The organism is Streptomyces sp. NPDC091287 (genome assembly GCF_044768525.1).
Taxonomy (GTDB): domain Bacteria; phylum Actinomycetota; class Actinomycetes; order Streptomycetales; family Streptomycetaceae; genus Streptomyces.
In genome coordinates, this window is the sequence record NZ_JBIVUV010000013.1 from 98,023 (window position 1) to 112,463 (window position 14,441).

The 14,441-nt window shown below is 73.8% G+C and carries 10 protein-coding genes and 1 pseudogene; 7 read left to right on the plus strand and 4 right to left on the minus strand.

Going from position 1 to position 14,441, the window contains the following annotated elements; translation table 11 throughout:
- Positions 1 to 73 precede the first annotated feature (73 nt).
- The 3 genes from ACIQRW_RS22680 to hmgA all read right to left on the minus strand — a co-directional run bounded on the left by ACIQRW_RS22680 (position 74) and on the right by hmgA (position 3,784).
- A complete protein-coding gene (locus ACIQRW_RS22680) occupies positions 74 to 1,456 on the minus strand; it encodes a type ISP restriction/modification enzyme (protein WP_403763201.1) in 1,383 nt (460 codons plus the stop codon).
- A 71-nt stretch (positions 1,457 to 1,527) separates the two neighbouring features.
- A complete protein-coding gene (locus ACIQRW_RS22685; RefSeq protein ID WP_403763204.1) occupies positions 1,528 to 2,424 on the minus strand; it encodes a GntR family transcriptional regulator in 897 nt (298 codons plus the stop codon).
- A 40-nt stretch (positions 2,425 to 2,464) separates the two neighbouring features.
- Entirely contained in the window at positions 2,465 to 3,784 is a 1,320-nt protein-coding gene (hmgA, locus tag ACIQRW_RS22690) for a homogentisate 1,2-dioxygenase (protein WP_403763207.1), read from the minus strand.
- A gap of 224 nt (positions 3,785 to 4,008) precedes the next feature.
- Between hmgA and ACIQRW_RS22695 the strand changes: the two genes are divergently transcribed.
- From ACIQRW_RS22695 to ACIQRW_RS22725, 7 genes are all read left to right on the plus strand, one after another.
- Positions 4,009 to 4,629, plus strand: coding sequence for a TetR/AcrR family transcriptional regulator (locus ACIQRW_RS22695; protein ID WP_403763611.1), 621 nt, complete (start codon positions 4,009 to 4,011; stop codon positions 4,627 to 4,629).
- Positions 4,630 to 4,924: 295 nt separating this feature from the next.
- Positions 4,925 to 7,108, plus strand: a complete 2,184-nt coding sequence (locus tag ACIQRW_RS22700; RefSeq protein WP_403763210.1) for a molybdopterin-dependent oxidoreductase — start codon at positions 4,925 to 4,927, stop codon at positions 7,106 to 7,108.
- 135 nt (positions 7,109 to 7,243) lie between these two features.
- Complete coding sequence (locus ACIQRW_RS22705; RefSeq protein ID WP_403763212.1) at positions 7,244 to 8,683, plus strand: CitMHS family transporter; 1,440 nt, start codon at positions 7,244 to 7,246, stop codon at positions 8,681 to 8,683.
- Entirely contained in the window at positions 8,683 to 10,098 is a 1,416-nt protein-coding gene (locus ACIQRW_RS22710; RefSeq protein ID WP_403763215.1) for an MFS transporter, read from the plus strand. Before ACIQRW_RS22705 ends, ACIQRW_RS22710 begins: the two co-directional genes overlap by 1 nt.
- A gap of 124 nt (positions 10,099 to 10,222) precedes the next feature.
- On the plus strand, positions 10,223 to 11,593 hold the full coding sequence (locus tag ACIQRW_RS22715; protein WP_403763218.1) for an ABC transporter ATP-binding protein: 1,371 nt from the start codon (positions 10,223 to 10,225) through the stop codon (positions 11,591 to 11,593).
- 145 nt (positions 11,594 to 11,738) lie between these two features.
- Positions 11,739 to 13,133, plus strand: a complete 1,395-nt coding sequence (locus ACIQRW_RS22720; protein WP_403763221.1) for an aldehyde dehydrogenase family protein — start codon at positions 11,739 to 11,741, stop codon at positions 13,131 to 13,133.
- A 34-nt stretch (positions 13,134 to 13,167) separates the two neighbouring features.
- Entirely contained in the window at positions 13,168 to 14,259 is a 1,092-nt protein-coding gene (locus ACIQRW_RS22725; RefSeq protein WP_403763224.1) for a Zn-dependent alcohol dehydrogenase, read from the plus strand.
- Here the strand turns inward: ACIQRW_RS22725 and ACIQRW_RS22730 are convergent.
- A pseudogene (locus ACIQRW_RS22730) lies at positions 14,256 to 14,414 on the minus strand (polyphosphate kinase 2); the annotation flags it as partial. The gene ACIQRW_RS22725 and the pseudogene ACIQRW_RS22730 sit on opposite strands and share 4 nt — an antisense overlap.
- Between the last annotated feature and the right edge of the window lie 27 nt (positions 14,415 to 14,441).

Genomic DNA, 14,441 nt, shown 5'->3' on the forward strand with positions numbered 1-14,441 from the left:
CGGCCGCCCCGTGGACCTTCCGGCCCGCCGCTCGTGCCACCTCCGGCCGCCCGGCGGAGTGCTCGGCCCGCCGCTACAGCAGCGCGAACTGCCCCTCCGGGCCCTCCTCCTGGTGCCCGAGCACCGAAGCGGGGCGCCGTGCCGAGGGCGGCACCGGCAGCACGCCGGCCGCCCGCAGCTCGGCGGGCCCGATCAGCTCTCCTGCCTCCAGCGCCGCCCACAGCTCCTTCCGGGGCCCCGCCGTGCCGTCCAGCAGAGCGAGTACGGTGATGAGTTCGAGCAGCTCCGAGGTCCACTCCCGGGGCCAGCCGCGCGCACCGACCGCATCCAGACCGTCCGGGACGACCCCGTCGGGCCCCCGGCCCGTCGCCGCCGCGGCCCGGCGCCGGAACCAGAGCTCCAGCACCCGCACCCCGCCCACCGTGAACTCCCAGGCCGCCGCGGGCACCGGCGAGATCCGGCCATCGCCGACGACCAGCGCCTCGCCCTCGGCCTCATGGACCAGCCCGGTGGGGCGGGCCGGGAGGGCCGCCCGTACATAGGGCCTGCGCCCGCCCGGCAGCCGGGGCCGCTCCCCGCCCCGGGCCCCGCGCAACTGGAGCCGCATCAGCTCCCGGCCGAGCGCCACCCCCGACGACCACACCTCCGCGTCGGCCGGCAACGGGACCCGGGGGCCGGCGGCGGAGGGCCGGGCGGCGGCCAGGACCCAGGCCAGCACCGCTTCCGGGGTGAACGCGTCCGGCTCCGCCGCGCCGCCGAGCCGCCCGCGCAGCAGGTCCGTGAGGTCCGGAGCCAGGTTGGGTTCCGTGCCGCCGGGCCTGCGGTAGAGCGGCCTGATCCGGCCGGGCCGTCCGGCTGGGGAGTGCCCGTCGGGCAGCAGCGCGGTCACGGACAGGGCGGGCCCGGAATCCTCGGGGGCGGAGCTGTGCTCGACCACGAAGAGCTGCCGCCCGTCGGCGACCCGCCACAGCTCCGGACGGGCCGCGTCGATCAGCCGGTGGTCGGGGAGCAGCCACTGTTCGTCGTAGGGGCCGTGGAGGATCCGTACGGGGTCGGGGCAGGGGCCCGGGGCCCGGGCGAAGCGGCCCGTTCCGGCGGACCGGCCGGGCAGCGCGGCGACCGAGGTGTGCGGCGTACGGGAACGGCTGGGCGCGAACAGCCGCTCCTGTTCGGCGGGGCCGGCGGCGGCCAGCCGTTCCCAGCGGGCCCGGAGCGCCACGGGGTCGGGGCCGCTCACCCAGGCGCGGCCGGTCCGCAGCGGCCGTACGGACCACGGCATCAGCTCGTCCAGCGACAGCAGCCCGTCCGGGGACGGAGACCCGTCCTGCGACGGAGACCCGTCCGGCGACGGAGACCTGTCCGGCGACAGGGACCCGTCCGGCGGCCGCGGTGTCCCCGGAGGTGAGGACCGGGCGTTCCCGTCGCCGTCGGCCGCCGCTGTCCCGCGCGCTGTCACCTGCCCGTCCTCCCCTGTCCGCCGTGACCCTTTCGCATCGTAACGGCGGGCGGCGCCCTCGTGGGGCGGGGTCAGTGGGCCTCCACCGTCACGGAGAAGGAGAACCGGTCGCCCCGGTAGCGGATCCGGGCCACGTCCACCACGCGCCCCTCCTCGTCGTACGTCACGCCCGTGTAGTGCAGGATCGGGCTGAGCAGCGGGACCTGGAGCAGCTCGGCGGTGACGGGGTCGGCGAGCCGCGCCTCGACCGTGTCGGTGATCCTGGAGATCCTGACCCCGACGACGTCGCGCAGGACCTTGGTCATCGGCCAGCGTTCGAGGTCGGCCACGTCGATCCGGGCGGCGATGTCAGGACGGACCGCGTTCTCCGCCCAGTTGGTGGGCTCGTCGCTCTGCCCGTCGCGGCGCAGCCGCCGGTAGCAGGTCACCTCGGCGCAGTCCGGGAAGAACTCGGCGAGATCACCGGGCACCGCCGTCGGGCCGTGGCCGAGAATGGTCGTCGCCTCCCCGGACTGCTGGGCCACGATCGCGTCGACCGAGCCCAGCAGCCGGACCGGGGAGACCCGCCGGGCGCGCGGCTCGATGAACGTGCCGCGCCGCCGGTGCCGGCTGATCAGCCCCTCCGCCTCCAGCTCCTTGAGCGCCTGGCGCATGGTGAGCACGCTGACCCCGTAGTGCGCGGCGAGCTGCTCCTCGGTGGGCAGCCGGGCGGAGGCGTCCTGGGGGCGGCCCAGTATGGAGGCCCGCAGGGACTGGGAGACCTGGTACCAGAGAGGCAGCTTCCGGTTCAGGACGAGGGAGTCGGGGGCGAAGGCGGGCGGGGGCGGCGCGGGGGCCGCCTGGGCGTCTCCGCCGGCCTCGGACGCACCGGCTTCGGACGCACCGGCTTCGGACGCACCGGCCCCGGACGCGGCGTCCCGGCCGGTCCTTTGGGTGTCCGCCCCGGTTCTCTCCTGGCTCTCTGTCATGTCGTCCCCGTCCCGTCCCGTCCCCTCCGGCTTCCGCCGTCTACGGCCGGAAGTTGCGGCTCAGACCCTGCCACACGTCGTCGTAGCCGCGCTGCAGGTGTTCGGCGGCGGCCGCCTGCGCGGTCGCCGTGACCGGCCAGCGGGTCTCGAACATGAAGGCCAGGCCGTCGTCGATCTTCTGCGGCCTCAGCTCCGCCGCGCTCGCCCGGTCGAAGGTCTCCCGGTCCGGTCCGTGCGCCGACATCATGTTGTGCAGGGAGCCGCCGCCCGGGACGAAGCCGTCCGCCTTGGCGTCGTAAGCACCGTCGATCAGGCCCATGTACTCACTCATCACATTGCGGTGGAAGTACGGCGGGCGGAAGGTGTCCTCGCCGACCAGCCAGCGCGGGGCGAAGACGACGAAGTCCACCCCGGCCAGCCCCGGGGTGTCGGACGGCGAGGTCAGCACCGTGAAGATCGACGGGTCGGGGTGGTCGTAGCTGATCGTGCCGATCACGTTGAACCGGCGCAGGTCGTAGACGTACGGGGTGTGGTTCCCGTGCCAGGCCACCACGTCGAGCGGCGAGTGGTCGTACGTCGCCGACCAGAGGTTCCCGCAGAACTTGTTGACCACCTCCACCGGACCCTCGTGGTCCTCGAACGCGGCGACGGGCGCGAGGAAGTCCCGGGCGTTCGCCAGGCCGTTGGCGCCGATCGGGCCGAGGTCGGGCAGCGCGAACGGGCGGCCGTAGTTCTCGCAGACGTATCCGCGCGCGGTCTCCTCCAGCAGCTCCACCCGGAAGCGGATCCCGCGCGGGATCAGCGCGACATGGCCAGGCTCGGCGCGCAGCAGGCCCAGTTCGGTGCGGAGCAGCAGTCCGCCGCGCTCGGGGACGATCAGCAGCTCGCCGTCGGAGTCGCTGAACACGCGGTCCGTCATCGAGGAGTCGGCGTTGTACAGGTGGATCGCCATGCCGGCGCGCTGCGCGGCGTCGCCGTTGCCGCCGAGCGTCCACAGGCCGCTCAGGAAGTCCGTGCCGGGCGCGGGGTCGGGCAGCGGGTTCCAGCGCAGCCGGTTCGGGTCGGGCGCCGTCTCGGTGAAGGGCGCCGAGCGCAGACCCCCGTTGTCGATGCGGGTGAACGCCGGGTGGGCGGCCGAGGGACGGATCCGGTAGAGCCAGGAGCGACGGTTGTCCGCGCGCGGCTCGGTGAAGGCGGAGCCGCTCAACTGCTCCGCGTACAGCCCGAGCGGGGCGCGCTGGGGGGAGTTGCGGCCGTGCGGCAGCGCCCCGGGAACCGCCTCCGAGGCGTGCTCGTTGCCGAAGCCCGAGGAATACGTCAGCTCCTCGGCCGTCTTCCTCGCCTGGTCGATCGCGCTCATCCCGCACTCCCGGTGCCCAAGAAAGCCCTCGGATCCGCCGGACGACGAATCCTATGTACTACCGTAGGAATAGGAGTGGGGCACGTCAACGGCATACATCGCGCCATTCGTGGCCTGTGCCGCGCCGATCGTGGCGGGTGCGGGCAGGGGGCCTGTGGGCGGGCGTCGCCGCCGTCCACCGGGTGGCGGGTGCGGTCCGACGGGTCGATCTGGGGCACGGCATCATGGGGCCCGTGCCCCAAGTCAACCCGAACCTCCGCCGCGCCCCCGTGCAGCAGCGCAGCGCCGACCGGCTGGCCCGGATACTCGACTCCTGCGCCGGCCTCCTCGACGAGACCGGCTACGAGCAGCTCACCACGCGGGCCGTCGCCGAGCGCGCCGACGTGCCCATCGGCTCCGTCTACCGGTTCTTCTCCAACAAGCGGGCGCTCGTCGACGCCCTCGCGCTCCGCAACCTGGACACCTACGCCGACCGCATCGCCGCCCGGCTCGCGGACCTTCCCGCCGACGACTGGCGCGCCGCCATCGACGCGGTGCTCGACGAGTACCTGGCGATGAAGCGGAGCGTCCCCGGCTTCGCGCTCGTCGACTTCGGGCCGCCGTTCCCGGCCGAGGGTGCGGCGGACGACGCCAACCGCCGGCTGGCGGACCGGCTCGCCGCACTGCTCGCCGGCCACCTCGGCCGACGGCCCGACGAGGCGCTGTCCCGGGCGATCCTGGTGAGCGTCGAGGCCGCCGACGCGCTCCTCCAACTGGCCTTCCGCACGGAACCGTCGGGGGACGCGGCCATCGTCGCCGAGACGCGGACCCTGGTCAGGTCCTACCTCGCCCAGACGCTCGACTGAGCGAGGGCCCCTGGCCGGGGGAGCCTTCGGCCGCTCCGCGTGCCCGGCCGCGGGGGCGCCCGCCTGCCCGTGCACCTTGGGTGTCGCCCCCTGGCCGGGGCCTTCGGCTCCGCGTGCCCGGCCGCCCGTGCGCCTTTCGCGTCGCTCCTGGCGGGGTCCGCCCGCCTTCTCCTCCGCGCAACACCTCCCCACCGTGCGTACCGGTCGGTATGCTCGCCCGTGCCGGGGCTCCCACGCCCGCCCGGCCCATGCCGCCGACGTCGTCCTGTCACCGCCGCCGCCCCGGGGAGGGCCCATGTCCCACGACACCCGCACCGCACCGCGTATCTGCCCCCTCTGCGAGGCCACCTGCGGCCTCACCCTGACCATCGAGGGAACCACCGTCACCGGTGCCCGCGGAGACCGCGACGACATCTTCAGCCGGGGGTTCATCTGCCCCAAGGGGGCCTCCTTCGGGGGGCTCGACGCCGACCCCGACCGGCTGCGCGTCCCCCTCGTGCGCGGCGACGACGGGGAGCTGCGCGAGGCCGCCTGGAGCGAGGCGTTCGACCTGATCGCCGCACGGATACCGGAGCTGACGGAGACCCACGGGCCGAACGCGGTCGGCGTGGTCCTCGGCAACCCCAACGTGCACACGATGGCGGGCTCCCTCTACCCGCCCCTGCTGCTCGGGGCCCTGCGCACCCGCAACGTGTTCACCGCGAGCACCCTGGACCAGATGCCCAAGCACGTCTCCAGCGGCCTGCTCTTCGGTGACGCGCACGCCATCCCCGTACCGGACCTCGACCGCACCGACCACCTCCTCCTGATCGGCGCCAACCCGCTGGAGTCCAACGGCAGCCTCTGCACCGCCCCGGACTTCCCCGGCCGGCTCAAGGCCCTGCGCCGGCGCGGCGGCACCCTCACCGTCATCGACCCGCGCCTCACCCGCACCGCCCGTCTCGCCGACCGGCACGTCGCGATCCGGCCCGGCGCGGACGCCCTGCTGCTGGCCGCGCTCGCGCACACGCTCATCGACGAGAAGCTCGCCGACCCCGGTCCGCTCGCCGGCCACCTGGAAGGGCTCGACGAACTGGCCGCCGCCCTCGTGGACTTCACCCCGGACGCCGTCGCCGCCGCCTGCGACGTGGACGCGGACACCATCACCGCCATCGCCCGCGAACTCGCCGCCTCCCCCACCGCCGCCGTCTACGGGCGCATCGGCAGCTGCACCGTCGAGCACGGCACCCTCGCCAGCTGGCTGGTGGACGTCCTCAACATCCTCACCGGCAACCTCGACCGGCCGGGCGGCGCGCTGTTCCCGCTCTCCGCGACCGCCCGCGCCCCACGGCCCGCCGCCCCGGGCAAGGGCTTCGCGCTCGGCCGCTGGGCGAGCCGGGTCTCCGGGCACCCCGAGGCCAAGGGCGAACTGCCCATCGCCGCCCTCGCCGAGGAGATCGACACCCCGGGCGAGGACCGTATCCGCGCCCTGCTGGTCATCGCGGCCAACCCCGTACTCTCCGCGCCCGACGGCGACCGCCTCGACGCGGCCCTCGCCGACGGCCTCGACTTCATGGTCAGCGTCGATCCGTATCTCAACGAGACCTCCCGGCACGCCGACGTCGTCCTGCCGCCGCCGCCGCCCTCGCAGAGCGCCCACTTCGACTTCGCGTTCAACGGCTTCGCCGTGCACAACCAGGTCCGCTACACCCGCGCCGCCGTGCCCCTGGAGGACGGGCGGATGGACGAGAGCGAGATCCACGCCCGACTCGTCCTCGCGGTGAGCGGCACGCACGGCGCGCCGCCCTCCGCCGTCGACGACCTGGCCGTCAAAACCGCCCTCACCCGCGCCGGAGCCCCGAAGGAGCTGTCCGCCGGCCTCACCGGCGAGAACGGCCCCGAACGGCGACTGGACCTGATGCTGCGCCTCGGCCCGTACGGGCTGACGCTGGAGCGGCTCCTCGCCCACCCGCACGGCATCGACCTCGGCCCGCTGAAACCCCGCGTCCCGGAGATCCTGCGCACCCGCTCCGGCCGCATCGAACTGCTCCCGGAGCCGATCGCCGCCGATCTGCCGCGCCTGCGCCGGGCGCTGGGCGACCGGCCGGCCCCGCTCGTCCTCGTCGGCCGCCGCCATCTGCGCTCCAACAACAGCTGGATGCACAACGTCGGCTCGCTCACCGGCGGGTCCAACGTCTGCACCCTCCAGATCCACCCCGACGACGCGGCCCGCCTCGGACTCGTGGACGGGGCCACCGCCCGGATCGAGTCGTCGGGCGGCCGGATCGAGGCGCCCGCCGAGATCACCGACACCGTGCGCAGCGGGGTGGTGAGCCTGCCGCACGGGTGGGGCCACAGCCGCCCCGGCACCCGTATGACCGTCGCCGCCGCCCACCCGGGCGCGAACGTGAACCAACTGCTCGACGGCACGCTCCTGGACCCGCTGTCCGGCACCGCCGTACTGAACGCCATTCCGGTCTCCGTGACCCCCGCTCTCTAACATCACCGTGTTGACCTGGGGTTTTGCTCGTATTGCTCACACGTCAACATCTTGTTAACGCCGCGAGAGCGCCCCTAACGTCATCCGGACCGCCGAGACCGGTGGGAGTTCAAGGATGAACGTTAGGTATCCCCCATGCTGACAATCCTCGGCTTCGCCATGATCGCGACCTTCCTGGTCCTGATCATGACGAAGAAGATGTCGCCGATCGCGGCGCTGGTACTGATCCCCGCACTGTTCTGTGTCGCCGTCGGACAGGGAGCGCAGCTCGGCGACTACGTCATCGAAGGCGTCGGCAACCTCGCGCCCACCGCGGCCATGCTGATGTTCGCCATCGTCTACTTCGGCGTGATGATCGACGTCGGCCTGTTCGACCCGATCGTCCGGGGCATCCTGAAGTTCTGCCAGGCCGACCCGATGCGCATCGTCGTCGGTACGGCGGTGCTCGCCGCGATCGTCTCGCTGGACGGCGACGGCTCCACCACCTTCATGATCACCGTCTCGGCGATGTATCCCCTCTACAAGCGCCTGAAGATGAGCCTGGTCGTCATGACCGGCGTCGCGGCCACCGCCAACGGCGTCATGAACACCCTCCCCTGGGGCGGCCCCACCGCCCGTGCCGCCACCGCCCTCAAGCTGGACGCATCCGAGATCTTCGTGCCGATGATCCCGGCGCTGGCCATGGGGCTGCTCGCGGTGTTCGTGCTGGCGTACGTGCTCGGCCTCCGGGAGCGCAAGCGCCTGGGCATGCTCACGCTCGACGAGGCGCTCGCCCGGGAGCCGGAGCCGGAGACCGTGTCCGCCGGCGCGGCCGGCGCCGGCGGCGAGGACCGCCTCCGCAAGGGCGCCTCCGCCTCCGCGGGCGGTACGGCTACGGGGGCCGGCACCGACGCCGACGCCGCGGCCGACCCCGCGGGCGGGGACGACGACGAGTTCCAGGGCCTCGACCCGAACCGGTCCACGCTCCGCCCGAAGCTCTACTGGTTCAACGCCGGACTCACCGCCGCCCTGCTGACGGCGATGATCATGGAACTGATGCCGATCCCGGTGCTCTTCCTGCTCGGCGCGGCCCTCGCGCTCACCGTCAACTTCCCCCACATGCCCGACCAGCGGGCCCGGATCGCCGCGCACGCCGACAACGTCCTCAACGTCTCCGGCATGGTCTTCGCCGCCGCCGTCTTCACCGGAGTCCTCACCGGCACCGGCATGGTCGAGAACATGGCCGACTGGGTCGTCGGCGCGGTCCCCGACGCGATGGGCCCGCACATGGCCATCGTCACCGGCCTGCTCAGCCTGCCGCTCACCTACTTCATGTCCAACGACGGCTTCTACTTCGGCGTCCTCCCCGTCCTCGCCGAGGCCGGCGCGGCCCACGGGGTCTCGCCGCTGGAGATCGCGCGCGCCTCCCTGGCCGGCCAGGCCCTGCACATGTCCTCGCCGCTCGTGCCCGCCGTGTACGTCCTCGTCGGCATGGCGAAGGTCGAGTTCGGCGACCACACCCGCTTCACCGTCAAGTGGGCCGTCCTCACCTCGCTCGTGGTGCTCGCGGCGGGCATCCTCTTCGGCATCATGTGATGACACGCACACCGCGGACCGGGCCCGGCAGGGGCTGGCTGCTGCGCCTCGTCATCGCCTTCGCCTTCGCGCAGGGGGCGGTGTCGATGGCGCGGCCCGCCGTCTCCTACCGGGCCCTCGCGCTGGGCGCGGACGAGACGGCCGTCGGCGTCATCGCCGGGGTCTACGCCCTGCTCCCGCTGTTCGTCGCCGTGCCCCTCGGCCGCCGCACCGACCACGGCCGCTGCGCGCCCCTGCTGCCGCTCGGGGTGCTCCTGATCTCCGGCGGCTGCGCGCTCAGCGGCATCGTCTCCTCGCTGCCCGCGATGGCCGCCTGGAGCGGGGTGATGGGCCTCGGCCACCTGTGCTTCGTGATCGGCGCGCAGTCGATCGTGGCCCGGCAGTCCGCGCCCGACGAACAGGACCGCGACTTCGGGCACTTCACCATCGGGGCCTCGCTCGGCCAGCTCATCGGCCCGGTCGCCGCGGGCGCGCTCATCTCCGGGCAGGGCGGGACCCTGGGCCGTACGAGCGCGCTCGCCCTCCTCGTATCGGCCGCGGTCGCCGCCGTCGCCCTCACCTCGCTCTGGCGCATCGAGCACCGCCGGGCCACCGGCCCCGGGGGCGGGCCCGGCGACAAGGTCCCGGTCCGCGCGATCCTGGGCACGCGCGGCGTCCCCGCGGGCATCTTCATCAGCATGGCGGTGCTGTCCGCCACCGACATCCTCACCGCCTATCTGCCGGTCGTCGGCGAGCACCGCTCCATCGCGCCGGCCACCGTCGGACTGCTGCTGAGCCTGCGGGCCGCCGCCACGATCGCCTGCCGACTGGTCATGTCGCCGCTGCTGGGGCTGCTGGGCCGCAGGGCCCTGCTGACCACCAGCTGCCTGCTCGCCGGGCTCCTCTGCGCGGGCGTCGCCCTCCCCGTGTCCGTCCCGGTCCTCGCCGTCATGCTCGCCGTGCTCGGCTTCTGCCTCGGCGTCGGCCAGCCGCTGTCCATGACCACCGTGGTCCGGGCCGCCCCCGACCGGGCCCGGTCCACCGCGCTCGCCCTCCGGCTGACCGGCAACCGGCTCGGCCAGGTCGCCGCCCCCGCCGCGGCGGGGCTGATCGCGGGCGCGGTGGGAGTGGCCGCCCCGTTCGTGCTGCTCGGCGTGGGTCTGATCGGCGCGGCGGGACTCGGCCTGCGCGGTGACGGGCGCCCGGAGCCGGCACCGGAGCTCCTGGACCCGGGGCCCGCACCGGAACTCCTGGACCCGGAGCCGGCACCGGAACTCCTGGACCCGGGGCCGGCACCGAAACCCCCGGCCACGGAGTCCGCCCTCGCCGCGCCGGACACGGTGCCCACGGCCGTACCGCAGGACACGCGGGGCACACCGGCGGGCAGCGGCCCCGTACCGCCGACCGCACGGAACGGGGCCGAGAACCCCGGCTGACCGGCCCCACCGGACCCGTATGCCCCAACCTTCGCGCGAGTCATTCCCACACCCCGCCCGGTGGGCTAGCTTCCACACAGCCGCTCCCCACCGCGATGCCACCACTTCCTCCGGGCGGACCCTCATGACGCGCGCGATCTCCCTGCACCAAGTCAGCAAGAACTACGGCCGGGACCGGCGGGCCGTCGACCGGTTCACGCTCTCCATCGACCCGGGCGAGTTCGTCGTGCTGCTCGGGCCCTCCGGCTGCGGCAAGTCCACCGTGCTGCGCATGATCGCGGGCCTGGAGGAGATCACCGAGGGCGAGCTGCTCCTCGACGGGGAGTACGCCAACCACACCCCGCCGCGCGAACGCGGCATGGCCATGGTGTTCCAGAACTTCGCGCTCTACCCGAGCATGACCAACCGGGCCAACATCGGCTTCCCGCTGAAACTGGAGAACCCCCGCGAGGACAACACCGCGCGCGTCGAGGCCACCGCCCGGATGCTCGGGATCGGGCACGTCCTCGACCGCTACCCGGCGCAGCTCTCCGGCGGCGAGCGCCAGCGGGTCGCGATGGGCCGGGCCATCTCCCGCCGGCCCTCAGTGTTCCTGATGGACGAGCCGCTCTCCAACCTCGACGCGAAGCTGCGCAGCCATCTGCGTGCCGAGATCGCCCTGCTCACCAGGGAACTGGGCGTCACCACGGTCTATGTCACGCATGATCAGGCCGAGGCGATGTCCCTCGGCGACCGGGTGGCCGTGATGCGCGGCGGAGTCCTCCAGCAGGTCAGTCCGCCCCGCGAGGTCTACGCCCTGCCGGACAACGTGTTCGTGGCCGCCTTCATCGGCACCCCGCGCATCAACCTCCTCCAGGCCGTCGTGCACGCCCCGCTGGAGGGCCGGATGTCGATCGACCTCGGCAGACAGCGGCTCGCCCTGCCCGAACCCCTCAGCCCCGACCACCAGTTGCTCCGGATCCAGCAGGGCCGGCGGATCATCGTGGGGCTGCGCTCGGAGGCGGTCCGGATCGCCCCGCCCAGCCAGGCCCGGCCCGGCGAGGTCGCCCTCAGCGGCATCGTCGAGCATGTCGAATACCAGGGGCACGAGGCGCTGGTCCACCTCAGGACCGGTTCGCGTCCCGCCGTGGTCCCGGACCTCGAATCCGCCCGGCCCCGGGCGATGCCCCGCCGCCGCAGGGTCGCGGCCGGCGGGGGAGGCGGGGTCGGCGTCCTGGAACGGCTCAGAGGGCGGGCGGGCGGCCGTATCAGCGGTCCTGTCGTCACCCTCGACGAACCCGGCCCGGACCCCGCGGAGACCCGGGGCCCCGACCAGCCCGCCACCCCCTCCGGCGACCTCGTCGTGCGCACCGGCCCCGACATGCGGCTGCGGACCGGGGGACAGGTGCCCCTGCTGGTGGACCTGGCCCACCTGTACGTCTTCGACCACTACGGCCGCCGCATCTGCCCCCTGCCCCGGGACGCCCCCGGGTTCGACGACCTCCCCCGGAGCTGAGGCGTGACCGGCGTCTCCGGAGGCTCTCTGGCGTCAGAAAACTAACGGCGCTAGTTTGGGCGGGTGCGACGTGCTGCCCCGCGCCGCACGGCTTCGGTGCTTCGCACAGCACGGCTCCGCACAGCACGTCCGGGAGGAAACAGCCATGAAGGCCCATGACCAGATGTACATCGACGGTGCGTGGCGGCCCGCCGCCGGCCAGGACACGATCGCGGTCGTGAACCCGGCCGACGAGCAGGTCATCGCCCATGTGCCGGCGGGGACGGCCGAGGACGTCGACGCGGCGGTGCGCGCCGCGCGCGCCGCCTTCCCCGCCTGGGCCGCGACCCCGCCCGCCGAGCGCGCCGCCCGGCTCACCGCGCTGGCCGACGCGCTGGCGGCCCGCAAGGACACGCTGGCCGAGACCATCACCGCCGAGCTGGGCTCGCCGCTGCCGCTGTCCCAGATGGTCCACGCGGCCGTGCCCGTGCTGGTGGCCGCCTCGTACGCCGAACTGGCCGCCCGCCACGCCTTCGAGGAGCGGATCGGCAACTCCACCGTGCTGCTGGAGCCGGTCGGCGTGGTCGGCGCGATCACCCCCTGGAACTACCCGCTCCACCAGATCGTCGCCAAGGTCGCCCCCGCCCTCGCCGCGGGCTGCACCGTCGTCCTCAAGCCCGCCGAGGACACCCCGCTCACCGCGCAGCTCTTCGCGGAGGCCACCGAGGCGGCCGGTCTGCCGCCCGGCGTCTTCAACCTCGTCACCGGCCTCGGACCGGTCGCCGGCCAGGCGCTCGCCGCCCACGAGGACGTCGACCTGGTCTCGTTCACCGGCTCCACCGCCGTGGGCCGGCAGATCGGCGCCACCGCCGGGGCCGCCGTCAAGCGGGTCGCCCTGGAGCTGGGCGGCAAGTCCGCCAACGTGATCCTGCCCGGCGCGGACCTCGCCAGGGCGGTCAACGTCGGCATCGCCAACGTGATGACCAACTCCGGCCAGACGTGCAGCGCCTGGACCCGGATGCTGGTGGACGCCGAGCGGTACGAGGAGGCCGTGGAGCTCGCGGCGAACGCCGTCACCAAGTACGTGGCCGGCGAGCGGGTCGGTCCGCTCGTCAACGCCAAGCAGCAGGCCCGGGTGCGCGGTTACATCGCCAAGGGCGTCGAGGAAGGCGCCCGGCTGGTCGCGGGCGGCCCGGACGCGCCCCTGGAGACCGGCTACTACGTCAGCCCGACCGTCTTCGCCGACGTCACCCCGGACATGACGATCGCCCGCGAGGAGATCTTCGGCCCGGTGATCTCGATCCTGCGGTACGAGGACGTGGACGACGCCCTCCGCATCGCCAACGACACCGTGTACGGGCTCGCCGGCGCCGTGTGGGCCGCCGACGACGAGGAGGCGGTGGCCTTCGCCCGCCGGATGGACACCGGGCAGGTCGACATCAACGGCGGACGGTTCAACCCGCTGGCCCCGTTCGGCGGTTACAAGCAGTCGGGGGTGGGGCGCGAGCTGGGGCCGCACGGTCTGGCGGAGTACCTCCAGACCAAGTCGCTCCAGTTCTGAACCCCGTAACCCTTTCCGTACAAGGAGTCTGTTCGTGGTCCGCGCCGCCGTACTGCCCGCCGTCGGAGCTCCGCTGGAGATCACCGACATCGTCCTGCCGGAGCCCGGCCCCGGCCAGGTGCGCGTCTCCCTCGCCGCCGCCGGCGTCTGCCACTCCGACCTGTCCCTGTCCAACGGAACCATGCGCGTCCCGGTGCCCGCCGTCCTCGGCCACGAGGGCGCCGGTACGGTCCTGGAGGTCGGCGAGGGCGTCACGCATGTGGCCCCCGGCGACGGCGTGGTCCTCAACTGGGCCCCCTCCTGCGGGGCCTGCTTCCACTGCGGGATCGGCGAGGTCTGGCTCTGCGCCGACGCCCTGAAGGGGACCGCCAACCTCCACGCTCGTACGGCCGACGGCACCGACCTCCACCCCGGCCTCAACGTCGCGGCCTTCGCGGAGGAGACCGTCGTCGCCGCGAACTGCGTGCTCCCCGCCCCCGACGGCATCCCGCTCACCGACGCCGCCCTCCTCGGCTGCGCGGTCCTGACCGGCTACGGGGCGATCCACCACAGCGCCCGGGTCCGCGAGGGCGAGAGCGTCGTCGTCTTCGGGATCGGCGGCGTCGGCCTCGCCGTGCTCCAGGCCGCCCGGATCGCGGGCGCCTCCCGGATCATCGCGGTCGACGTCTCCCCGGCCAAGGAGGAGCTGGCCCGGCAGGCGGGAGCCACCGACTACGTCATCGCCTCCGCCACCACCCCGCGCGAGATCCGGGGGCTGACCGGCGGCCAGGGCACGGACGTCGCCGTCGAGTGCGTCGGCCGGCCCGCGACCATCCGGGCCGCCTGGGAATCCACCCGGCGCGGCGGGCGCACCACGGTCGTCGGGATCGGCGGCAAGGACCAGCAAGTCACCTTCAACGCCCTGGAGATCTTCCACTGGGGCAGGTCCCTGACGGGCTGCGTCTACGGCAACAGCGACCCGGCCCGCGATCTGCCCGTCCTCGCCGGCCACATCCGCGCGGGCCGCTTCGACCTGTCGATGATGGTCACCGAGCACATCGCCCTGGACTCCATCCCCGCCGCCTTCGACAACATGATCGCGGGCAAGGGCGGCCGGGCGCTGGTCGTCTTCCAGGACACGCCCTAGAAGTCCGTGGTCCGGGAAGTCGAGGTCACCGGGCCCAACAGCCGGGCGTCCATCCCGCCCTCCTCGAACAGCCGGGAGGCCGGGCCCACGATCAGCGGGTCCGGCTTACCGACCACCTCCGGGTCCTTGCCGGGGTAGTCGAAGCGGTCCAGCACCCGCCCCGGTCCCGCCCCGTGCCTTGC